The organism is Streptomyces shaanxiensis, from assembly GCF_039537145.1.
GTDB lineage: Bacteria > Actinomycetota > Actinomycetes > Streptomycetales > Streptomycetaceae > Streptomyces > Streptomyces shaanxiensis.
Map to the genome: position 1 here is coordinate 60,340 of NZ_BAAAZY010000008.1, position 21,428 is coordinate 81,767.

A 21,428-nucleotide genomic window follows, 5' to 3' on the forward strand; every position below is an offset into this window, starting at 1 on the left:
GTTCAGGAGGAAGCCGGCGGTCCGGGCCCGACGGTGGCCGCGGAGGCCGGGCGGGCGGCGGCTCGGGACCTGCCGTCGACGACGCGGGCCAGGTCGGCCAGGACCGGGTGGCGTGTGAGGTCCTTGATGTCCACCGCACGGTCCAGGGCGATCGCGAGCCGCACCGCCGCGAGAGAGGTGCCGCCACGGTCGAAGAAGTGGTCGTGCCGGCGGATCGTGCACTCCGGTATGTCGAGCTCCTGGGCCCACAGGGCGGCCATCCGCCGCTCGGTCGGCGTGCGGGGCGTGTCGCGGTCCTCCTCGGCCGTGTCGAGCTCGGGGCCGGCGGATCCGACGTCCGGTGCCACGGTGCCGAGCTGTGCGGCGAGCCGGGCGGCGAGCGCGGTCAGCGCTTTGCGGTCGACCTTGCCGTTGGCGGTCACGGGCAGGCTCTCCTGCCAGTGGAACTCCGAGGGGACCATGTACACGGGCAGCGAGCGGCCCAGCCGGTCCCTGAGGGCGCTGTCCTCCAGCGGGTCCTGACCGGAGTAGAAGGCCACCAGACGCCCGCCCTGGCCGGCCCCGTCGACGGCCACCACCGCGCCGTCACGGACCCCGGGTGCCCGCAGCATGGCGCTCTCGACCTCGCCGATCTCGATCCGGAATCCGCGGATCTTGACCTGGTGGTCCTGGCGGCCGAGGAACTCCAGCCTGCCCCCTGGCGTCCAGCGGCCGTAGTCGCCGCCCCGGTAGAGCCGTCGGCCCGCGTGGTGCGGGTCCGCCATGAAGGCCTGCCGGGTGCGCTCGGGGTCGTTGACGTAGCCGCGGCCGACGCAGATTCCGGAGAAGACGATCGCGCCGGGGGCGCCGAGCGGCACCGGTGACAGGTGTTCGTCCACGACGTAGACGTGCACGTTGCCGATGGGCGGGCCGAGCGAGATCCGTCCGTCGTCCGGCGCCCGGTCCATCACCTCGTGGTTGGTGTCGTCCGATGTCTCGGTCAGGCCATACGCGTTGACCAGTCTGACGCCGGGCCGGGCCGCGAACCAGCGCTGCACGAGTTCCCCTTTCAGCGCCTCGCCGGTGACCGACACGCACCGCAGTTCCGGCAGCGCGCGCGGGTGCCGCTCCAGGTAGGACACGACGGCGTCGAGGTACGACGGCACGACCTGGAGCACGTTGACCCCGCCGCGGGCGATCGTGTCGACGAACCGCGGGACGTCCAGGATCGCGTCCTGTTCCACGAGCAGGGTCCGCCCGCCGGTCAGAAGGGCGCAGGCCAGCTGCCACAGCGAGATGTCGAAGCACTGGGGCGCGGTCTGGGCGACCACCTGCCCCTCGCCGATCCCCAGGTCGTCGATCTTGGCGTAGAGGTGGTTGAGCATGCCCGCGTGCTCGCACATGGCTCCCTTGGGCTCGCCGGTGGAGCCGGACGTGAAGTAGATGTAGGCGAGTTGGTCCGGCTCGACGCCGACGCCGGGGTCGGAGTCCGGGTGGCCCTCCGCGTAGGCCGCGTCGACCGAGAGCGCCCGGACCGCGGGCAGCGTGTCGAGGGCCCGGTCGAGCATCGTGGTGCTGCCCGGCTCGGTCAGCACGAGCCGGCACCCGGCACGCGTGAGCATGGTCGCGATGCGCTCGGCCGGGAAGTGCGGCTCGACGGGCAGGTACACCCCACCGCTCTTGAAGACCGCGAGGACGGCCGCCACCCAGTCCAGGTTCCGCTCCGTCACCACCGCGACGACGCCTTCCCGGCCAAGCCCCCGCGCCAGCAGGGCCCGTGCCAGCCGGTTGGCCCGCGCGTTGAGTTCCCCGTACGTCCACCGCTGGTCGCCGCATACGGCCGCTACGGCGTCCGGGTGCGCCCTGACGCGTTGTTCGAACAGCTCGTGGAAGCGGCGGTCGGGCAACTCCCGGCGGGGTCCGGCGAGTCCTTCGAGCTGGAAGCGGCGCTCCTCGGCGGAGAGCAGGCTCTGCCGGGCGTGCTCGGCGTCCGGATCGGCGGCGATCAGCGTGAGCGCCGTGAGGTGGTAGCCCACGATCCTCGCGGCGCAGTCCGCGTCGAAGGCGTCGGCCCGGTACCGCAGCCGCAGCGTGCGCCGATCGCCGAGTCGCGGGATCTCCAGCCTCAGCACGGCATGCTCGGCGAGTTCGCCGCCGTCGCCGACCGGATCGAACTCGGCCTCGCTGGACGGTCGGGGCAGGCCCAGCTCACGCCGGAGACCGTCGACGGGGAAGTCCTTGTGCAGCAGCAGTTCCGACTCCGCCCGGTGGGCGTGGAGCACCAGCGTCCGCCACAAGCCGGGTTCGACGGTCAGTCGGCAGGGCAGCGGCCGCCCGGTCGGCACGGCGACGTAACCGGTCGTGACCTCCTGCTCGCCGGACAGAGCGGCCAGCACCTTGGCGTGCGCGGCCAGCAGCACCGAGCGGAGGGGGACCGCCAGTTCGTCCGCCAGGCGGCTCAACTCGCCCATCAGGTCCTCGGGAAGCGTCGCCTCGTGCTCGGCGACGCGGGTCACCGGGTCGAGGGTCCACCGGGGGACCGTGGTGACCCCGCCGGCGGCGAGCACGCCCCGCCAGAACTCCCGGGCCGTCTCCGCGGACGTCGTCATGGCTGCCATGGGGCCGACCTCGCCTCGTCATCGCTGTGTGAGCCGTCCTCGCTGTGTGAGCCGTCCTCGCTGGGTGAGTCGCCCCCGCTGGGTGAGTCGTCCTCGCCGTGCGAGCGGAACGGTCTGGCCGGATTCCCGCCCCACCACGCCTCCTGCGGGACCGCCTCTCCCTTCATCAGGAAGGAGTCGGGGCCGAGCACCGCACCGTCGCCCACGGTCACGCCGTAGTGGACGAACGCGCCGACCCCGAGGGTGCATCCGGAGCCGATCGTGCTCCGGTCGGACTTGAAGGCGCCGTCCTCCTGCGAGTGGCACTGGAGCACGCTTCCCGAGTTGAGCGTGCAGCCGTCTCCGATGGCGGCCATGGCCCGTTCCGTCAGATAGCAGCCGTCGTCGAAGACCATGCGGCCGAGCCGCACTCCCAGCAACCGCCAGATCAGGTTCTTGAACGGGGTGCCGTTGAAGACCTTCAGGTACGTCTCCGACGGCACCTTCCAGTAGCGCTCGCGCTGCCAGAAGTCCGGGGTGTAGATCGAGCAGAACACCGGCTTCAAGGGACGGAGCGCGGTGACGACGCGTTCGACCAGGACGAAGTACGCGGTGGTGAACAGCACGGCAAGGAGGTCGGCCAGCACGATCCCCGTCACGCCGAGCGGCCCGTACAGCTCCGCGGCTCCGGTGACGAGCAGGGCGAGAGTGAAGACATAGATCCACCGCGTCAGCAGGTACCACGCCATGGTGGCGACGTTGTGCCTGTTCTTGGCGGCAAGGCCGCGCCGTAGCTCCGCACGGCCCTTGAGCCCGTCGAACGTGCTGTCCCGCAGGACCGAACGGGGAATCTCGAAGCTGGGCGAGCCCAGCAGCCCGACGCCTTCGCGGACCTCCCCGTCGACCGGCACCATCACCTTCGTCGCGAGGAGGCAGTTGTCGCCGGTCCTGCCTCGCGTGGGGTACGCGATCCTGTTCCCGAGGAAGTTGCGCGGCCCGATCGACACCCGGGACACGCGGAACGCGGTACTGGAGAAGTCGGCATTCATGATCGACAGACCGTCCGCGACCATCGTCCCGCGCCCGACGGAACTCAGGTACGGCGTCTCGTGCTTCATCTCCGTGCCGAAGTTCGACCCGGTCTGCTCGACGCGGGAGAGGTCGTACCCGAGGCCCCGCAGGTAGTGGACGATGGCGGAGCTGTCACCGAACAGGCGCTTCAGGAACCTCCAGTTGGTCAGGAGCGCGATCGTCCGGTGCACCTCGAAGTGGAAGCCGTACAGACGGTAGGTCCTGCCCGGCGTGATGGTGAGGCTGAGCAGACGGGGAAGGACGGTCAGGACGAGGAGACCGGCGGGCACGGCGCCGAAGACGAGCACGAAGGCCGTCACCAGGGCTTCGAGATAGAACGTCCCGTCGGTGAAGACCGCGGGTCCCGGCTCCAGAGCCGTGCTGAGCTGCGGGACGGCGACGAGCAGCGCGGCCACGCCGCCGACCGCCAGGGGTACGTACACGACCAGCGCGAGCAGCAGCTGCACCACGCTGTGGGTCGCCCTGCGCACGGCACCGCAGCGGGCCTGCCCCACCGCCTGGTAGTCCACGTCGGTCCGCTGTGCCGGGGACCCGTGCCAGTGCTCGCCGTCGGGCACCGCCTGCCCGCGGTGCAGCGAGGAGGCGTGCCCGAGCTGGGCCCCGTCGCCCAGCGATGTGTCGATGTCGAGCACCGTGGCCTCGCTGACCAGCACGTTCCTGCCGAGGGTGACCCGGCCCGTCTGGATCAGTCCGGCGTGGGCCCGGTAGCAGGCGAAGGACGAGTCCTTGCGGATGACCGTGCCGTCACCGATGGTGAGCAGGTCGGTGCACACGGGCACGGTCCGGGACAGGACCACGGCGCCCCGCCCGACCTTCGCGCCCAGTGCCCTGAGGTAGAGCAGGTAGAGCGGCGAGCCGCTGAACAGCACCATCGGATCCGACCGAACCAGCGTCTTGACGATCCAGAAGCGAACGTACGCAAGGCTCCAGACGGGAATGTGCTGGGGCTTCCACCGGCCGACGAGCGTCCACTTCGCGAGGACGGGAAGGACACACAGGACCAGAAAGGCCGCACCCCCGAACAGGGCCGAGCGCAGGTACACGTCGAGCACACCCGATCCGGCGGAGATCCACCCGTAGCCTCGGGCGGTGCCGAAGGCGAGGAGGTAGACGTACCCGAGGAAGGCCACACACTGCAGCGCGCCGCACAGGACGTACCGGCGCATGCCCGCCGGGGACTGGGCCGCCACCGGGGCCGGGGGTGAGGGCGGGAACGCCTCCGCGGCCGGGGCCCCGACCGCCGGCTCCGCTCGGTGAACGGGCGGGGCGTCCGCGAGCGCCGTCGCCAGGCTCCTGATCGTCGGGTGCCGATAGACGTCCTTCATCGACACCGACGGCAGATCCGCACGCTTCCTGACGCGCGCGCAGAAGTGCGCCATCACCAGCGAGTCGGCGCCCAGGTCATCGAAGAAATGACCGTCGACCGGCACCCGTTCGGTTCGCACCACCGCGGCCAGCACCGCGGCGAGGGTGGTCTCGATTGCGGCCGGTTCACCGCACCCATCCAGGTGGGCCGTGGATTCCTCCCGAGCGGAGGGCAACGTTTCCACTGGCTTTTCCACCATGTCAGCTCCTACGAAGGTGCCGAGGAAGTACGGGAGCCACACGACCGGCTTGCGTTGCACACCGGTTTCGCACTGCTACCGAGTGCGAATGACGCGGGCCGGGGCCAAAACCACCCATGCACTTGATTCGACGCCGGAAGGCGGACGGATCCCCACATCCAAAAATTTCCTGGAATTGGTCGTTTTCGTAGCCAGAGCACTGGCCCAACATGCTTTGCGTGGTGCGAGGCTGCGGTGTCCGTGCGACGCTGGAGCGGGTGGGTCCTGACAAGCTGCGCCTTGCTCCGAGTGATCTGCCCCATGCCCACTGGGAGTTGCACACAGCTGCGCCATGTCGCGCGGAATCCGCTGGCGGGATGCGGCTTTCGGCATCAAGAATCGCCGGGTGCCTGAAGTGAAGCTGTCCGACGGGATCGTCACCCTGTCCCCGCTGCGCCTCGACGACGCGGAGGCGCACCTCGCCGGGGAGGACGAGGAGCTGGTTCGCCGGCTCAACGGCGGTCCCGGCACACGCGAGGGCGTCGAGGCCTATATCCGGCACTGCGCGGACCAGTGGGCCACGGCCGGGCCACTGCGCGCCTTCGGTATCCGGGCAGGTGCCGACGAGGTGCTCGCGGGGACGATCGACCTACGGTTCACAGCGGAGGGCCTGGCTCCCGGCCAGGTGAACGTCGCCTACGGCCTCTACTCGTCCTGGAGGGGGCGCGGCCTGGCCACCCGCGCGGTCCTCCTGGTCTCCCGATACGCCGCGAGCGAAGGCGGGCAGGAGGCGGTGATCCGGGTGGAGCCGGACAACGCCGCATCCGTCGCGGTCGCCCAGCGGGCAGGGTTCGCCCCCGGCAAACGCACGCGGAGCGAGGACGGGACACGCCTCCACTGGTACATCCGCGACCTGCGCATCGGCACCCCGTGACAGGGCCCCTCGGGCGGGCTGATACGCCGGATCGACGGATCGGCGGGTGCAGTGCGGGCACGGCCACGGTACTGACGGATCAGCTAATTACTCAATGACGTGCAGACTAGTTAATTGCTCGTCGACGTGCAAGTATTGGGATGGCCCGCCCGTCGACCGGAGTTCCCACATGCCCAACCCGCACGTCACAGGCGGTGGACGCCGCCAGGCCCAGCTCACCCGGGCCCGCATCCTCGAAGCGGCACGGCAGCAACTCGGGCGCGCCCCGGAGAGCAGCCTCAGTGACATCGCCGAGGCCGCCGGTGTGGTGCGCCGTACCGTCTACGACCACTTCGCCGGCCGGTCCGCCCTGGTCGAGGGGCTCGTCGAGGACGCCGCAGTGGCTCTGCGTCGGGCCCTGGCGGACGTACCGGACCCCGGCCCCGAGGCCATCGACGCGATGGCGGGCTTCGTGCTGGCCCTCTGGCCCGTCGGCGACCGCTATCGCACGCTGCTGCGGCTCGCGCCCCAGGATCTGGGGGTGGAACGCGTCAACGAGATCCTCGGCCCCGCCCGTGCCACCGCGACGGCGATCATCACGCGGGGGCAGCGGCAGGGCGTCTTCCACACCAGCGTTCCGCCCGAGCCGCTCGGCAGGGCACTGGAACGGCTGATCCTGGCGCTCCTGGAGTGCGTGAACGCCGGCACCTGGAGCGACGACGGCAGCGGCAGCGCGACGGCCGCACTGATCGCGTTGGGCGTGGACGCCGACCTCGCCGCGGCACGGGTCCGCGGGCTCGGTCGCCCCGCACTCGTCTGCGTCCGCTGAGCCCACGGCGCGCCCGATCCGACTCCGGCGACTCGCGCGCGGCCGGAGACCACAGCCCGAACAGCACCACCAGCACCATCAGTTCGAGAGGAACGCCATGCACCAGTCCCCGTACAACGAGGAGACCGCGGGTGAGCCGTACTACTACGGCGACACGCACTACGGCGACGCCCACTACAGCGGCACAGCCACCTACGTGGGCTCCCCCACCCCGAGGCGACGCCTCAAGATCATCGCCATCGCGTCCCTGACGGCCCTGCTCCTCGGCGCCGTAGCCGTGGACCGGGTCGCCGCGGCCCGCGCGGAGAGCCGTACGGCCGAGGCGTTCCAGCAGGGCATGGGGACTCCCGAGCGGCCTTCGGTGCACGTCAGCGGCTTTCCCGTGCTGACGCAGCTGGCGGACGGCAGCCTGCGGCATGTCGACATCACCGCCCACGACATACCCGCCCGCGAGTCGACCCGGCCGCTGCCGGTGACGAAACTGACCATCGGCCTCGACGACCTGAAGACGTCGGGAAGCGCCGAGGAGGCCCGTGCGCGCAACGTCGAGGCGACCGCCTTCCTGTCGTACGAGGACCTGTCGGACGCGCTGGGCCTGGACGTCTCGCAGGGCGACGCGCCCGGCCGGGCGAACGTGACGGTCAGTCTGCCGCTCGCCGGTGTCGTGACGGTGAGCACGGCCGCCTCGGCGGTCACCGGCAACCGCATCGCCTTCAGGGACGTCCGGGTCGCCGAGGGCGAACTGATCCCGCCCGCCAAGGCGTTGCTCGAAAAGGCGCTGGAAGCACCCGTCCCCCTGCACAACATCCCGGAGGGGCTGCACCTGCGGTCGGTCACCACCACGGAGAGCGGGGTCGACGCCCGCTTCACCGGCAAGTCGGTGACCTTCCGCCCGAGTTCGACGTCCGCGTGACCCCTCGCGCGCGGGTCAGCCGAGGTCGGGCAGCGGGCGCCGGGCGACGTCGCGGGCGTCCTCCGGCGGGACGCCCAGCATGCGCAGCAGCATCTCGGCCAGGTTGGACGCGGCCTCGTCCCCGTCGAGTTCCGGCCGGGCGAACCGCAGTTCCAGCAGGGCCAGCAGCGAGCCGCCCACGGCGGTCAGCGCCGCCATCGGGTCGACGACGGTGAAGCGGCCGGAGGCGACGCCGACCTCCAGGTCGCGCAGGGCGCGCGGCGCCAGGCCCGAGTCGGAGTGGACGTGACCGAGTCCGCGGTGGCGCAGCACCTGCATCAGCTCCGGGCGTGAGTCCGCCATACGGGCGCTGAGCCGGAAGCCCGCCGCGACGAGTTCCGCGGGGTCGTCGATGCCCTCCAGATGCTCGTCGAAGGTCTGGCCGAGCTCTTCGAGGGCGTCCTTCACCGCCGCGTCGAACAGCTCCGCCTTCGACTCGAAGTGGTTGTAGAAGGAGCCGAAGCCGACGTCCGCGCGCTCGGCGATCGCCTGGATGCTGGCGCTGGTGTCCCCGGTCTCGGCGAGGATCTGCCGCGCGGCACGGACGAGTGCCTGCCGGGTCTCGGCGCGGCGCCGTTCGAATCGGTTGCGGGGCGGGGCTGACGTCGACATATGCGGGAGTCTAGCAACGGGCCGCTCGACCCCACAGTTCTGATGATTCCATCACTTACATTCGCTTCGACTATTGACGATCGAAGAGTCAAAGCTGATGATTTCCTCATTACGGCAATGTTGCTTGGAGGACACCATGTCCAGAACGGCTCACCAGGACCTCCACAGTGAGCAGGGGGCCCTGCGCGGCGAGCATCCCGGACGCTCCCGGAACCCCGTGATCAAGGTGGCCGACCTGGCCTGGCTGGAGTTCGAGAAGCCCGACCTGGACCGGGCCGAGGTCTTCGCCCGGGACTTCGGCTTCCAGATCGCCGCGCGCACCGAGCGGGAGCTGTGGCTGCGGGGCACCTTCGCCGGCTCGCCGTGCATGGTGATCCGGCGCGGTCGTACGTCCCGTTTCATCGGCCCGGCGTTCCGCGCGACCGAACGGGCCGACCTGGACCGGCTCGCGCGGGCGACGGGGACGGACGTGCGGGACGCGGACGTGCCCGGCGGCGGCAAGGCCGTGAACCTCCTCGACCCGTCGGGCTTCCCGGTCCGGGTCGTGCACTGCGCCGAGGAGCTGCCCGCCCTGCCGGAGCAGCGGCCGCTGCTGCTCAACTTCGGCACCGAGCACCGCCGTACGAACACCACGCAGCGCCCGCCCCGCGAGCCGTCCCGCATCCAGCGCCTGGGCCATGTGGTGCTGGAGACCCGGGTGTTCGGCCGGGCCCTGGACTGGTACCTGGACACCCTCGGCATGATCGTGTCCGACTTCCTGTTCCTGGACGGCCAGCGCGGCCGGGGCCCGACGATGGCGTTCATCCGCTGCGACCAGGGCGGCCTCGCGGTGGACCACCACACGCTGGCCATGCACCTGGGGCCGGGCAACGGCTATGTCCACTCCGCCTACCAGGTCACCGACCTGGACGCGATCGCGGCCGGCGGCGAGTACCTGGGCGAGCGTGGCTACAAGCGCAGTTGGGGCATCGGCCGGCACATCCAGGGCAGCCAGCTCTTCGACTACTGGCGCGACCCGGACCACTTCATGCTGGAGCACTTCGCCGACGGCGACCTGTTCTCCTGCGACCTCGAGCCCGGCTGGGCCCCCATGTCGACCAGCGGCCTCGCCCAGTGGGGGCCGCCCGCCACCCGCGACTTCCTCGGTGCGAGCCCCTCCCCGCAGCGGGTCCGCGACGTCATCGAGGCCCTGCGCGGCGACAACGAGATGGACCCGGCGCGCCTCCTCGGCCTGCTCAAGGCCGCCAACTCCTGACCCCCACCCGCCCCGACCCCCTGACAAGAGGCACTGAGATGAGTACGAACGTCCTGCGCACCGCCGACGGCTGGTGGGTGGTCCTCGGCGACCGCGCCGTCCCCGTCGACACCAAGGCCGCCACCACCGCCGACCTGCTCGCCGACCGCGCCGCCGTACGAGAGGCGGCCCTCTCGGGTGAGGCGGGCACACCGGTCGCCGACCTGGTCGCGCTCTCCCCGGTGACCACGCCCTGCCGGGTGGTCGCCCAGATGGTCAACTACCGCAGCCACGCCCGCGATTCGGGCTTCACCGGCGACATCCCGCCCGCCTTCTTCCGCAAGGCGTCCGGCTCGGTCAGCGGTCCGGGCGAGGCCGTCGTCCGGCCCTCGCACGTGAAGTTCCTCGACTACGAGATCGAACTCGGCCTGGTCATGGGCGCGCCGCTGCCCATCGGCACCGTCGTCGAGGAGCGGGACCTGCCCTCGTACGTGGCCGGGCTCGTCATCACCAACGACATCAGCGCCCGCGACGTGCAACTGACCAAGACGCAGTTCTACGAGAGCAAGTCGTACCCCACCTTCACGCCCACCGGGCCCTTCCTGGCCCTGCTGGAGCCGGAGGACTTCGCCCATCTCCTCGACCTGCGGCTGAGGTTGAGCGTCAACGGCGACCTGCGTCAGGACCGCACCCTCGCCGACATGATCGTGCGCCCCGCACAGGCGCTGACCCTGCTGGCCCGCTTCCAGACCCTCGACCCCGGCGACCTGCTGCTCACCGGCACCCCCGGCGGCACGGCCCTCAAGGCCCCGCCGAAGGCCGTCGAGAAGATCGGCGCCCTGCTGCCGCCCGCCGTGAAGTGGAAGGCGTTCTTCAAGAGCCAGGCAAGGAACCCGCACTACCTGCGGCCGGGCGATGTGGTGGCCGCGACGATCGCCACGCCGGACGGGCGCATCGACCTCGGCGAGCAGCGCAACCCCGTCACCGACGCGAACTGAGACCTGAAACGAGCCGCACATGACCGTCGAGCACACCTCGACAGACGTACCCGTGGTGATCGTCGGAGCCGGGCCCGTGGGCGTGACCGCCGCCCTCCTGCTCGCCCGGCGCGGGGTGAGGACCGTCGTCCTCGAACGCCACCACGACGTCTACCCCCTCCCCCGCGCCGTCGCCACCGACGACGAGGTCCGCCGCGTCCTCCAGGCGGCGGGAGTCCAGGAGGAGTTCGCCGCGATCGCCCGCCCCGCGCGGGGACTGCGGCTGCTGGACGCCCGGCACCGGGTGATGGCCGAGTTCCCGCGCGCCGCGCAGGGGGCGCACGGCTTTCCGCAGACCAGCATGTTCGACCAGCCCGAGCTGGAGCGGGTGCTGCGCGACGCCCTGGCCCGCACCCCGCAGTGCGAGCTGCGCGGCGGGGTGGAGGTCGTCGGCGTCGAGCAGGACGGCGCCGGACCGGTCCGGGTGACCTGCCGCGACGACGGGGGCGAGCACCTGCTGCGGGCCGACGCCGTCCTCGGCTGCGACGGCGCCAACAGCCTCACCCGGGACGCCATCGGGGCCACCTGGGAGGACCTGCGCTTCGAGGAGCGCTGGACGGTCATCGACGTGCGCACCACCCTCCCGGTCCGCTGTTGGGAAGGCGTCGAGCAGATCTGTGATCCGCGGCGTCCCGCCACCTTCATGCGGATCGGCGAGGACCGCTACCGCTGGGAGTTCCGCCTGCCCGACGACGCGGAGCCGGGCCTCGAACGGCTGCGGGAGCTGGTCGCTCCCTGGGTGGACCTCACCTACGGCGCCGACTTCGAGGTGCTGCGCAAGGCGCAGTACACCTTCCGGGCCCGGATCGCCGACCGTTGGCAGCGGGGCCGCGTCTTCCTCCTCGGCGACGCGGCCCACCTCACCCCGCCGTTCATCGGGCAGGGCCTGTGCGCGGGGCTGCGGGACGCCTACAACCTCACCTGGAAGCTCGCCCGAGTCCTCCAACAGGGCGCCGAGGAGCGGCTGTTGGAGACCTACGAGAGCGAGCGCAGGCCCCACGCCCGCCATGTGATCCGGCTGGCGGTCGCCATGGGCTGGGCCATGACCGGCGGCCAGGACGGTGCCGCCGCCGTCCGCCGGGGTCTCCTGGGCGCGGCCGTCCGGGTGCCCGGGCTGAGTACGGCGGTCGCCCGCGATCTCAGTCCGGGACTGACCGCCGGGCCGCTCGTGCGCCGCCGTATCGGGAGAGGCGGCAGCGGTCTCGTGGGCGGCTTCTGCCCGCAGCCGTGGGTGAGCGCCGACGGGCGACGCGCCCGCCTCGACGACCTGCTCGGGGACTCCTTCGCCGTCCTGACCGCCGTACCGCCCTCCCCCTCCCTGCGAGCGGTCGCCGACGGCCTCGGGGCCCCGATCCTCCCCGTGGCCGACCTCGGTGACGACGGCCGCCTCGCCGACTGGCTGCGCGAGGGGCGGGCGGACGCCGCGTTGCTGCGCCCGGACCGGATCGTGATGGACGTCGTCCCGGCCGGCGGCGGCGAGTTCACGGGCACGGCCGGCTGGGCGTCCCTGCTGCACACCACACGAAGCCCCCTCCCTTCCCAGCGGACCGTCGACAAAAGCCTGTTGAGGAGCACGACGCGATGAACACCCCGAACCCGGCCCCCTTCTTCACGCCTGATCCGCAGGCGGCGGCCGCCAGCCGCATCGTGGACTTCGCCCGCTGGGCGGCCCGACACCGAGGCGTGGCGGCCGGTGCCGACTACGCCGCCCTGCACCACTGGTCGGTCACCGACCTGGAGGGCTTCTGGGGTGCGGTGTGGGAGTACTTCGACGTCGAGGCCGAGACACCGTACGAGCAGGTGCTGGTCGAGGAGAAGATGCCCGGCGCCCGCTGGTTCCCCGGCGCCGCCCTCAACTACACCCACCACGCGCTGCGCAACCTCGCGGACGACGAGGCGGCGATCGTCGCCCTCGACGAGACGGGCGCCGGGTACGAGGTGACCGGGAAGCGGCTGCGCGCACAGGTCGCCTCCGTCGCCGCCACCCTGCGTGATCTGGGCGTGGGTCCGGGAGACCGGGTCGTCGGCTACCTGCCCAACACCCCGCACGCGATCGTCGCGTTCCTCGCCGCCGCGAGCCTGGGCGCGGTGTGGTCGGTGTGCGGCCAGGACTACGCTCCCCAAGCCGCCGCCGACCGCTTCGCCCAGCTCGAACCCACCGTCCTGATCGCCGCCGACGGCTACCTCTTCAACGGCACCACCCACGACCGCCGCGACGCCACCCTCGAACTGGCCCACGCGCTGCCGACGTTGAAGGCGACCGTGCTGGTGGACCACGCGGGCCTGCCATGGCCGTCGAGCACGTACCCCTCGCTGGTCGTCCCGTGGGAGGACGCGTCCACCCGCTCCGAGGAACTCGCCTGTACCCCCGTACCGTTCGACCACCCGCTCTGGGTCGTCTTCTCCTCCGGCACCACCGGCCTGCCCAAGGGCATCGTGCACGGCCACGGCGGTGTCCTGCTGGAGCACCTCAAAACCCTGGTCCTGCACTCCGACCTCGGCCCCGGCGACCGTCTCCTGTGGTACACCACCACGCACTGGATGATGTGGAACCTGGTCGCCTCGACCCTTCTGACCGGCGCCACGACCTGCACGTACGACGGCAGCCCCGCCCCGCTCAGCCACCCCGACGTGCTGTGGGAACTGGCCGCCCGGCACCGCGTCACGGTCTTCGGCACCAGCCCCCAGTACCTGCTGGGCATGGCCAAGTTCGGCATCGACCCGTCCGTGCACGACCTGTCGTCGATCCGTGTCGTCGGCTGCACCGGCTCCGCACTGCCCGCCTCCGCCTACCCCTGGGTCCGCGACCACGTCGGCGACGGCGTCCTGCTCGCCTCCATCAGCGGCGGCACGGACATCGTCTCCGGCTTCGCCGGCAGCGCGCCCACGACTCCCGTCTGGGCCGGGGAGTTGTCCGCGCCGCACCTGGGCGTGGCCCTGGCCGCCTACGACGCCGAGGGGTCCCCGGTCGTCGACCAGGTCGGCGAGCTGGTCGTCACCCGCCCGATGCCGTCCATGCCGCTGTACTTCTGGAACGACCCGGAGGGCAGCCGCTATCGCGAGGCCTACTTCTCGGCGTACCCGGACGTGTGGCGGCACGGCGACTGGATCACGGTCACGGGCCATGGCTCGGTGGTCGTGCACGGCCGCTCGGACTCCACCCTCAACCGCAACGGCGTACGGCTGGGCAGCGCCGACATCCACGAGGTCGTCGAACGCCTCCCCGAGATCGCCGAGGCCCTGGTCATCGGCGCGGAGGAGCCGGACGGCGGCTACTGGATGCCGCTGTTCGTGGTCCTCGCGGCCGGGGCTGAGCTGAACGACGCCCTGCGCGACCGGATCCGCGAGGCCGTCCGTACCGGCGCCTCACCGCGCCACGTGCCCGACGAGATCCTCGAAGTGCCGGCCATCCCGCACACCCGCACCGGCAAGAAGCTCGAGGTCCCGGTCAAGCGCCTCCTCCAGGGCGCCCCCGTCGAGCAGGTCGTCAACCCCGCGGCGATGGACGCGCCGGAGCTCATCGAGTACTACGCCCGTCTGGGCGCCGAACGCCGCAGCCGCTGAGGGCGCTGCCGGGCGCGCTACCGCCGACGCCAGGGCAGCGCCTCCGGTTCCGCCTCGGTGCCGTCATCGGCGCGCTGCAGTGCCGCGCCGACCGCCTCGCCGATCTCGGTGAGCTGGCGGACCTGCTCGGGGGTCAGTACGTCGAACACCGCCCGGCGTACGGCCTCGACATGGCCGGGGGCCGTGCGCTCCAGCAGTTCCTGTCCCTGATCGGTGAGGGTCGCGAGCCGCCCGGTAGAGCGCCTGCAGCCTACGGACCTGCTCAAGGCCGAGTACAAGAACAAGCTGATCCTGACCTACCCGAACGACGACGACGCCGTGCTCTTCGGCTACAAGCAGATCGTCGTCGAGTACGGCTGGGACTACCTGGCCGAGCTGGCCGCGCAGAACCCCAAGCTGATCCGTGGCGTCCCCGGTTCCTCGGCCGGCGTGGCGAGCGGCGACTACCTCGCCTCCATCGCCGTCGGCGGCGACGCCCGCCCGAACGGCACCCAGGTCTTCTCGGACTCCGAGCGCTTCAACTCCTGGGCCCAGCGCGGCGCCATCTTCAAGCAGGCCCCGCACAAGGCCGGCGCCAAGCTCTTCATGAGCTGGCTGAACTCCCAGTCCACCCAGGAGCACGCCATCGCCACCTGGACCTGGTCCGTCCGCAAGGACGTCGCTCCCCCGGCCGGCCTCGAGCCCCTGGCGTCGTACGAGAACACCGACCCCAAGGCCTTCGCGCGGTTCATGGCGAACCGCGACGCCGTCGAACGCTTCCGCTCCCAGGTCGAGCTCTACCTCGGCAAGGTCCACGGCCTCAACGAGGGCAACGTCACGCACGGATGACGGGCACGGTCCGCTCCACCGTGCAGGTGTGCACGGCCGTCAGGACCGTGTGCTGCTCGGCACGCAGTCGGTCATCCGGCAGTCGGTGCGGCGGCTGTCGTCGTAGCGAGAATATTCGGTTGTCTGTCGGCGACGGGTGTGGATGCAATGTCCGGCGTGATCACCCAGGCGCGCCTGCCACGCCGAATCGCCACGAAGGGGACGTCAACGCATGAGTACGCCACCATCGCCGCCTGGAGCGGGGCGGGCTGACGGATCGTCCGTCCGGATCGGCGCTCTCGTTCCGCTGACTCGGCCCGGCTGGGTCGAGGCAGGTCGGCACTTGCTCGCCGGCCTCGAGCTGGCCGTTCGCGAAGTCAATGAGGCCGGCGGGATCGTCGGGAGACCGCTAGAGCTGGTGGTCCGGGACACCGCGGCTGATCCACAGAGGGCCGCGGCGGCCGTGGAGGAATTGGCCGGCCTGGGCGTGGCCGCCCTGGCGGGCGAGTATCACAGCGTCGTCGCCCGCGCCGCTGCCACCCGGGCCGACGCCCTCGGCCTGCCGTACCTGTGCTCGTCGGCGGTTCTCGACACGCTCACCGAGCAGCCGACGGAATGGGTCGCGCGCCTGTCCCCGCCGCAGTCCCGGGGCTGGCAGATCTACGCGGACTTCCTGCTCGGCGCGGGCCACCGCCGAATCGCCGTAGCAGCGCAGCCGAGTGTCTACTGGGCGGCTGGGACCCGCATTCTGCGGGACTGCCTCGCGCCACGCGGCGCCACCGTCGTCGAACTCGACATGAGCGCGCTCACCCCCGCGGCCGTGTGCGACGAACTCGTCGACCATCGCGCGACAGCTCTCCTTCTTCTGGTCGGCCACCCGGATCCGGCGGTGCCGATCGTCGAGTCCGTCCGCCGTGACCAGCGCCTCGCCGAGATCTTGATCGGCGCTCCGGCCGGACAACCGGAGTTCGCCGAATGGGCGACGTCGCTGGGCGACGACGGCGCCGGGGTCCCGTTCCTGCGCTACCTGCCCGAGCGTCTCAGCCCACTCGGTGCACGAGTCGAGAAGGTCCTCCGCGAGCGGCTGGGCGAAGCGCCCTCCTTCGTCGCCTACGAGGGCTACGACACGGTCGCCGTCCTCGCCGATCTGCTGCGTTCTCACGGCACGGACCGGGCGCGCACCGCCGAATCCTGGCCGCGTGTCGCACTCGAAGGCACCCGCGGGCGGATCCAGTTCTCCCGCACGCCGGGCATCGGCGTTTGGCAATGGGTCTGGCCGCCGGTCCAAGTCGTCGACCGGGATCCGGCGGCACCCGATCGCTTTCGGGTCCTTCACGCCGGCTGAGAGCACGGGGGGCCGAGGGCCAGTCCGGGCAACCCAGGGAACGGCGGTGGGTCGGACTGCATCGAGATGGACCGGGTCGTGGTGCGGTGCGGGGGGCGCGAGCCGCCACCAGGGGGGCGCCACCCCCGACGCCCGCCACCCCTGCGGGTATGTACGAGGGCCTCGGCGTCCCGCAACCTCCGTGGCCGCGGACCGGGCGGTTAAGTCGCCGTCCCGTCGGCCCTGTTCACCAGGGGTGGCTGCGAGCGGATCTTGCGCTTGCCTTCGACCTTGCGGCCCGGCCGCGGGTCCGGCGCACGGTGTCGTCGGCCGTCGTCGCCTCGCATCTCGACTCCGACATGCCCATTGGCCTCGGCGCCTCGCCTGGCACGACCGACGACGTCACCAAGGTGCTCATCGACGCGCTGAACTGCTGATGCTACCGGTCTGCAAGCGATATGACGGCCCGTCGGATGCGTGTGGTGCGGAGTGTGTGGTGCGGACACATGTGGGGCCGACACGTGTGGTGCAACGGCCGTTCCGTGCTGCGACCACCCGGGCCAATCGGTGACCCCGAGTACTACACCATCCGGTGGCTTATGACCGTCGCAGCGTTATTCATATCAGCCTATTTCCTATTCATTCCACTGTCCGGCTCTTGGTGCTGACCAGCCGTCACGAGGCCCTGAACCAAGTCGAGGAGAGTGGAGACAATGACGTCATCGCCGAAATGGCGATCTGTTCTGGCGCCGGCCGCAATGGCTGCCGCGCTCGCCGCAGCCGCGCTGGGGAGCGCGAGCCCCGCCAACGCACAGGACCACACCACCCCGCACCCGCCTTACCCGGCGAAGCCCGCCCACCCTCCGCACGCGGAGAAGCCGGTTCATCCGGTGAAGCCGGGTCACCCGGTCAAGCCGCATCACCCGGTGAAGCCGGCGTACCCGATCAAGCCGGCGTACCCGATCAAGCCGGATCACCCGATCAAGCCGGCCTACCCGATCAAGCCGGATCACCCCGTCAAGCCGGTACACCCAGTGAAGCCGGCCTACCCGGTCAAGCCGGATCACCCCGTCAAGCCGGTACACCCGGTAAAGCCGGCCTACCCGGTCAAGCCCGACCACCCCGTCAAGCCGGTACACCCAGTGAAGCCGGCCTACCCGGTCAAGCCCGACCACCCCGTCAAGCCGGTACACCCAGTGAAGCCGGCCTACCCGGTCAAGCCCGCGCTCCCGGCCAAGCCCGTGCACCCTGTCAAGCCTGCGCTGCCTGAGAAGCCTGCGCTGCCGGTCAAGCCCGCGCTCCCCGCCAAGCCTGAACTGCCGGCCAAGCCCGTGCTGCCGGCAAAGCCGGAGCTGCCCGCGAAGCCCGCACTCCCGGCCAAGCCGGCACTCCCGGCCAAGCCGGCACTCCCCGCCAAGCCAGAGCTACCGGCCAAGCCCGCACTCCCCGCCAAGCCGGTACTGCCCGCGAAGCCCGCACTCCCGGCCAAGCCCGCGCTCCCGGCCAAGCCTGAGCTGCCGGCAAAGCCTGCGCTCCCCGCCAAGCCAGAGCTACCGGCCAAGCCCGCACTCCCCGCCAAGCCGGTACTGCCCGCGAAGCCCGCACTCCCGGCCAAGCCTGAGCTGCCGGCAAAGCCTGCCCTGCCCGCGAAGCCCGCACTTCCCGCCAAGCCGGCGATTCCGCAGAAGCCTTCGCTTCCGGCCAAGCCCGCGATCCCGGCGAAGCCTTCAATCCCGTCCAAGCCCGCCATCCCGGCGAAGCCCTCAATCCCCTCCAAGCCCGCCATCCCGCAGAAGCCTTCGCTTCCGTCCAAGCCGGCGATTCCGCAGAAGCCTTCGCTTCCGTCCAAGCCCGCGATCCCGGCGAAGCCCTCAATCCCCTCCAAGCCCACCATCCCGGCGAAGCCCTCAATCCCCTCCAAGCCCGCCATCCCGGCGAAGCCCTCAATCCCCTCCAAGCCCACCATCCCGCAGAAGCCTTCGCTTCCGGCCAAGCCCGCCATCCCGGCGAAGCCCTCAATCCCCTCCAAGCCTTCACTTCCCTCCAAGCCCTCGCTCCCGGAGAAGCCCTCCAAGCCCGACCACCCCAAGAAGTCCGACCATTCCAAGCACTCCGAGAAGCAGGGCTGGTGACCAGCGCAAGGAGAAGCTGATCCGCTGTCACTCAGGGGACGGCGCAGGTTCGGCCGTAATGCCGGGCCCGGGTATCCGGGCCCGGCACTGCGCTGTTCCGGGCCGGATGCGCAGACCCGCAGGCGCCTCGGGTGGCCGGCGCGGGCTGTCCGGTTCGAAGTCGGCGTTCCGGAGGTCATCCACGGCATGGATGAGCCGGATCCGGGATTCGGATCGCCCGGAGGATGGCGGCGGGGAGCCGGGCGGTTCATAGTCGTCCCTACCCGCACGCCGCTGTCCGGACCAGCCGCCGGCGCGCGGTCGTCCACCGCATCCGCCGTGTGGGCATCCACAGCATGCCGTGCGCCGTCGGCGCCCGTGAAAGGCATGCCCGCTCCCGTACGCCGTCCCCTGGAGTCGCCATGCCCGGTTCCGTGTCCCCGACCCCGCCTTCCGCCACGGTCGACGACGTCGCTCCGTCGCCCGTCGCCGCGTCGGGCCCCGCCCATCTGCTGCGCGTGACGCTGCTGATGGCGGGCAGTTGTCTGCCGATCCTGGGGGCCGTGCTGATCGCCCCGGTGCTGCCGAAGATGCAGGACCACTTCGCCTCGACACCGGGCGCCAAGGCGCTCGTGCCCCTCGCACTGACCGTTCCGGCGCTGTCGCTGGCGCTGCTGGCCCCGTTCGCCGGGGTGATCGTCGACCGGCTGGGCCGCAAGCGGCTGCTGGTCGTCACGACCGTCCTGTACGCCGTGTTCGGCACGGCACCGCTCTGGCTGGACTCGCTCGGCGCGATCATCGCGAGCCGGGCCCTGGTCGGTGTCGCCGAGGCCGCCATCATGACCTGCTGCACCACCCTCATCGGCGACTACTACACCGGTCACCGTCGGGTGAAGTACCTGGCGCTGCAGACGATGTGCGCCTCCGCGTCGGCCACCGTCTTCTTCGTGCTCGGCGGCGCCGTGGGCGCGGCGGGCTGGAAGGTGCCCTTCTGGGTCTACGCCGTGAGCCTCGCCCTCGCTCCGCTGATGGCCTCCGCCCTGCCCAACCCGGCGGCCCGGGCGGCCACCGACGAGGCCGCCGTCACGTCGGCGCCCCGACGCCCCTTCCCCTGGCGGCTGTTGGCGGGCATCTGTGCCCTCACCTTCTTCGGGGCGATGGTCTTCTACACCGTCCCCGTGGAGATGGCGTATCTGCTCGACGACCTCGGCGTGGAGGACTCCGGCGTCATCGGCCTGGCCACCGCGATCGCCAGTGCCGCCACCGTGGGCGGGGCCGTCGTCTTCGCCCGGCTCAAGCGCTCCCCCGATCCGATGCTGCCCGCCGTGTTCGCGCTGTGCGCGGCCGGCTTCGGGGTGATGTTTCTGGCGGGCAGCGCGCCACTGCTGGTCGTCGGAGCGGTGATCAACTGCCTGGGCACGGGCATGTTGTTGCCCGCCTTGCTGACGAGCGCCATGTCCCGGCTGGCGTTCGAGGACCGTGGCCGGGGGACGGGGCTGTGGATGGCGGCCTTCTTCGGCGGGGAGTTCGTGTGCCCGCTCGTGCTGCTCGCCGTGGAGTCGGGGGTGGGCTCGCTCGCGGGGGCAGTGGGTGTGCTGGGCGTGGCTGCGGCGCTGGTTGCGGCGGGGTTGTGGGCGGCCGCCCGGCGTCGGACGGGGGCCGTCGATCCGCGGCCGTTGCCGGAGCAATTGGCCTGACGGCCCTGCAACGCCCCATGGGGCGCGGGGCTGTATCTCCATGCGGCTCCGGCGCGCGGGATCTACATGCGGCTCCGGCCCACGGGGTCTACATGCGTCTCCGGCCCGCGGGGTCTACATGCCGCTCCGGCGCGCGGGCGCGACCAGCCACGACGGGCCCGCGGCCGGACGACGACCGTCGTGGCCCTCACAGTGGTCATCTCAGCCTTCAGCCATCAGCCCCGCCCCCACCTCCGCCGCCTTCTCCCGCAGCCAGATGTGCGCCGCATCCTGCGCATGCACCGGATGCCACCACAACGCCACCTGCACCGGCACCGCGTCGAACGGGCAGGGCAGCACACGCACGCCCGCCGAGCACACCGCCCTGCGCGCCAGTCGCTCCTGGATCATCGCGACCCGGCGGGTGCCCTCGACCATGTACGGCAGCAGCTGGAACGTCTGGACGGAGACCTCCACGTGGGGGCTGATGCCGAGCATGCTGAGCTGGCGGGCCGCCGGGGCGTCGTAGGGGCGCTGGTAGACGGCCCAGGGCAGCCGGGCCAGGTGGTCGAGGGTGAGGGCGTCGCCGACCTCGGGGTGGTCGTCGGCGATCATGCACAGCCAGCGGTCCTGGAAGAGGTCGATGGCGGGGAAGCCGTCGATGACGCCGTGCGGCATCAGCAGTCCGTCGACCGTGCTCAGCAGGGCAGCCGTGTTCTCCTCCACCGACGGCGCCGGGTGCTGGAAGACGAGCCGGATGCCGGGGGCCTCGTGGTGCACGGCGCGGGCGAGCGCGGAGCCGAACACGGACGCGCTGTAGTCGGAGGCGAGGAGTGTGAACTCGCGTGACTCGGCGGCCGGGTCGAAGTCGGCCTGGCTGGCGAAGACGCGTTCCAGCAGGTCGCAGGCGGTGGCGCTGCGGTCCCGCAACGCGACGCCGAGCGGCGTCAGTTCGTAGGCGTTACCGGTCCGGGCGAGCAGTTCGTCGTCGAAATGGCGGCGTAGCCGGGACAGGGCCGCGCTCATCGCCGGCTGGCTCAGTCCGATGCGCTCGCCGGCCCGCGTGACGTTGCGTTCCTCCAGCAGCGCGCGCAGGGCTACGACCAGGTTGAGGTCGAGTCGGGACAGGTTCACCGGGCACCACCTAGCAAGCGAAA

Annotated in this window: 17 protein-coding genes; 12 read left to right on the forward strand and 5 right to left on the reverse strand. The window is 71.3% G+C overall.

Annotated features, from left to right (window positions below):
- Positions 1 to 2 precede the first annotated feature (2 nt).
- Complete coding sequence (locus tag ABD932_RS12010) at positions 3 to 2,588, reverse strand: non-ribosomal peptide synthetase (protein ID WP_425587454.1); 2,586 nt, start codon at positions 2,586 to 2,588, stop codon at positions 3 to 5.
- Complete coding sequence (locus tag ABD932_RS12015) at positions 2,585 to 5,233, reverse strand: Pls/PosA family non-ribosomal peptide synthetase (protein ID WP_345011600.1); 2,649 nt, start codon at positions 5,231 to 5,233, stop codon at positions 2,585 to 2,587. The genes ABD932_RS12010 and ABD932_RS12015 overlap by 4 nt, the downstream gene beginning before the upstream one ends.
- A gap of 385 nt (positions 5,234 to 5,618) precedes the next feature.
- On the opposite strand from ABD932_RS12015, the gene ABD932_RS12020 reads away from it, so the two are divergent.
- From ABD932_RS12020 to ABD932_RS12030, 3 genes are all read left to right on the forward strand, one after another.
- On the forward strand, positions 5,619 to 6,146 hold the full coding sequence (locus ABD932_RS12020; protein ID WP_345011602.1) for a GNAT family N-acetyltransferase: 528 nt from the start codon (positions 5,619 to 5,621) through the stop codon (positions 6,144 to 6,146).
- Between the two features lie 169 nt (positions 6,147 to 6,315).
- Positions 6,316 to 6,954, forward strand: coding sequence for a TetR/AcrR family transcriptional regulator (locus tag ABD932_RS12025; RefSeq protein WP_345011604.1), 639 nt, complete (start codon positions 6,316 to 6,318; stop codon positions 6,952 to 6,954).
- 97 nt (positions 6,955 to 7,051) lie between these two features.
- Positions 7,052 to 7,867, forward strand: coding sequence for an LmeA family phospholipid-binding protein (locus tag ABD932_RS12030; protein WP_345011606.1), 816 nt, complete (start codon positions 7,052 to 7,054; stop codon positions 7,865 to 7,867).
- Positions 7,868 to 7,882: 15 nt separating this feature from the next.
- Here ABD932_RS12030 and ABD932_RS12035 read toward each other — a convergent pair whose 3' ends face one another.
- Positions 7,883 to 8,518 (reverse strand): TetR/AcrR family transcriptional regulator, encoded by a 636-nt coding sequence (locus ABD932_RS12035; RefSeq protein ID WP_345011608.1) that lies wholly within the window; start codon positions 8,516 to 8,518, stop codon positions 7,883 to 7,885.
- A gap of 136 nt (positions 8,519 to 8,654) precedes the next feature.
- Here ABD932_RS12035 and ABD932_RS12040 point away from each other — a divergent pair, with 136 nt between their 5' ends.
- The 4 genes from ABD932_RS12040 to ABD932_RS12055 are packed head-to-tail and all read left to right on the forward strand — an operon-like array spanning position 8,655 to position 14,353.
- A complete protein-coding gene (locus tag ABD932_RS12040) occupies positions 8,655 to 9,773 on the forward strand; it encodes a VOC family protein (RefSeq protein WP_345011610.1) in 1,119 nt (372 codons plus the stop codon).
- Positions 9,774 to 9,811: 38 nt separating this feature from the next.
- Positions 9,812 to 10,750, forward strand: coding sequence for a fumarylacetoacetate hydrolase family protein (locus tag ABD932_RS12045; RefSeq protein ID WP_345011612.1), 939 nt, complete (start codon positions 9,812 to 9,814; stop codon positions 10,748 to 10,750).
- Between the two features lie 19 nt (positions 10,751 to 10,769).
- On the forward strand, positions 10,770 to 12,374 hold the full coding sequence (mhpA, locus tag ABD932_RS12050) for a bifunctional 3-(3-hydroxy-phenyl)propionate/3-hydroxycinnamic acid hydroxylase MhpA (RefSeq protein WP_345011614.1): 1,605 nt from the start codon (positions 10,770 to 10,772) through the stop codon (positions 12,372 to 12,374).
- The gene (locus ABD932_RS12055; protein ID WP_345011616.1) at positions 12,371 to 14,353 is read left to right on the forward strand and encodes an acetoacetate--CoA ligase; all 1,983 of its coding nucleotides are present in this window, start codon (positions 12,371 to 12,373) and stop codon (positions 14,351 to 14,353) included. Before mhpA ends, ABD932_RS12055 begins: the two co-directional genes overlap by 4 nt.
- Positions 14,354 to 14,370: 17 nt before the next feature.
- Here the strand turns inward: ABD932_RS12055 and ABD932_RS12060 are convergent, their stop codons facing one another.
- Positions 14,371 to 14,502: a hypothetical protein gene (locus tag ABD932_RS12060; protein WP_345011619.1), complete on the reverse strand. Its 132-nt coding sequence runs from the start codon at positions 14,500 to 14,502 to the stop codon at positions 14,371 to 14,373.
- Positions 14,503 to 14,566: 64 nt separating this feature from the next.
- Here ABD932_RS12060 and ABD932_RS12065 point away from each other — a divergent pair, with 64 nt between their 5' ends.
- From ABD932_RS12065 to ABD932_RS12085, 5 genes are all read left to right on the forward strand, one after another.
- The gene (locus ABD932_RS12065; protein ID WP_345011621.1) at positions 14,567 to 15,181 is read left to right on the forward strand and encodes a hypothetical protein; all 615 of its coding nucleotides are present in this window, start codon (positions 14,567 to 14,569) and stop codon (positions 15,179 to 15,181) included.
- A 211-nt stretch (positions 15,182 to 15,392) separates the two neighbouring features.
- The gene (locus ABD932_RS12070; protein WP_345011622.1) at positions 15,393 to 16,505 is read left to right on the forward strand and encodes an ABC transporter substrate-binding protein; all 1,113 of its coding nucleotides are present in this window, start codon (positions 15,393 to 15,395) and stop codon (positions 16,503 to 16,505) included.
- Positions 16,506 to 16,654: 149 nt separating this feature from the next.
- Positions 16,655 to 16,921, forward strand: coding sequence for a hypothetical protein (locus ABD932_RS12075; protein WP_345011624.1), 267 nt, complete (start codon positions 16,655 to 16,657; stop codon positions 16,919 to 16,921).
- A gap of 276 nt (positions 16,922 to 17,197) precedes the next feature.
- Positions 17,198 to 18,616 carry a hypothetical protein gene (locus ABD932_RS12080; protein ID WP_345011626.1) on the forward strand — a complete coding sequence of 473 codons (1,419 nt, stop codon included), beginning with the start codon at positions 17,198 to 17,200 and terminating at the stop codon, positions 18,614 to 18,616.
- Positions 18,617 to 19,017: 401 nt separating this feature from the next.
- On the forward strand, positions 19,018 to 20,292 hold the full coding sequence (locus tag ABD932_RS12085) for an MFS transporter (RefSeq protein WP_345011628.1): 1,275 nt from the start codon (positions 19,018 to 19,020) through the stop codon (positions 20,290 to 20,292).
- 201 nt (positions 20,293 to 20,493) lie between these two features.
- Here the strand turns inward: ABD932_RS12085 and ABD932_RS12090 are convergent, their stop codons facing one another.
- Positions 20,494 to 21,405, reverse strand: a complete 912-nt coding sequence (locus ABD932_RS12090; RefSeq protein WP_345011630.1) for a LysR family transcriptional regulator — start codon at positions 21,403 to 21,405, stop codon at positions 20,494 to 20,496.
- Positions 21,406 to 21,428 lie beyond the last annotated feature (23 nt).

Coding starts and splice junctions, on each gene's coding strand:
- ABD932_RS12070 (WP_345011622.1), top strand. CDS start 15,393: ATGAGTACGCCACCATCGCCGCCTGGAGCGGGGCGGGCTGACGGATCG.
- ABD932_RS12085 (WP_345011628.1), top strand. CDS start 19,018: ATGCCCGGTTCCGTGTCCCCGACCCCGCCTTCCGCCACGGTCGACGAC.
- mhpA (WP_345011614.1), top strand. CDS start 10,770: ATGACCGTCGAGCACACCTCGACAGACGTACCCGTGGTGATCGTCGGA.
- ABD932_RS12030 (WP_345011606.1), top strand. CDS start 7,052: ATGCACCAGTCCCCGTACAACGAGGAGACCGCGGGTGAGCCGTACTAC.
- ABD932_RS12080 (WP_345011626.1), top strand. CDS start 17,198: ATGACGTCATCGCCGAAATGGCGATCTGTTCTGGCGCCGGCCGCAATG.
- ABD932_RS12045 (WP_345011612.1), top strand. CDS start 9,812: ATGAGTACGAACGTCCTGCGCACCGCCGACGGCTGGTGGGTGGTCCTC.
- ABD932_RS12040 (WP_345011610.1), top strand. CDS start 8,655: ATGTCCAGAACGGCTCACCAGGACCTCCACAGTGAGCAGGGGGCCCTG.
- ABD932_RS12055 (WP_345011616.1), top strand. CDS start 12,371: ATGAACACCCCGAACCCGGCCCCCTTCTTCACGCCTGATCCGCAGGCG.
- ABD932_RS12075 (WP_345011624.1), top strand. CDS start 16,655: ATGTACGAGGGCCTCGGCGTCCCGCAACCTCCGTGGCCGCGGACCGGG.
- ABD932_RS12035 (WP_345011608.1), bottom strand. CDS start 8,518: ATGTCGACGTCAGCCCCGCCCCGCAACCGATTCGAACGGCGCCGCGCC.
- ABD932_RS12025 (WP_345011604.1), top strand. CDS start 6,316: ATGCCCAACCCGCACGTCACAGGCGGTGGACGCCGCCAGGCCCAGCTC.
- ABD932_RS12010 (WP_425587454.1), bottom strand. CDS start 2,588: ATGACGACGTCCGCGGAGACGGCCCGGGAGTTCTGGCGGGGCGTGCTC.
- ABD932_RS12015 (WP_345011600.1), bottom strand. CDS start 5,233: ATGGTGGAAAAGCCAGTGGAAACGTTGCCCTCCGCTCGGGAGGAATCC.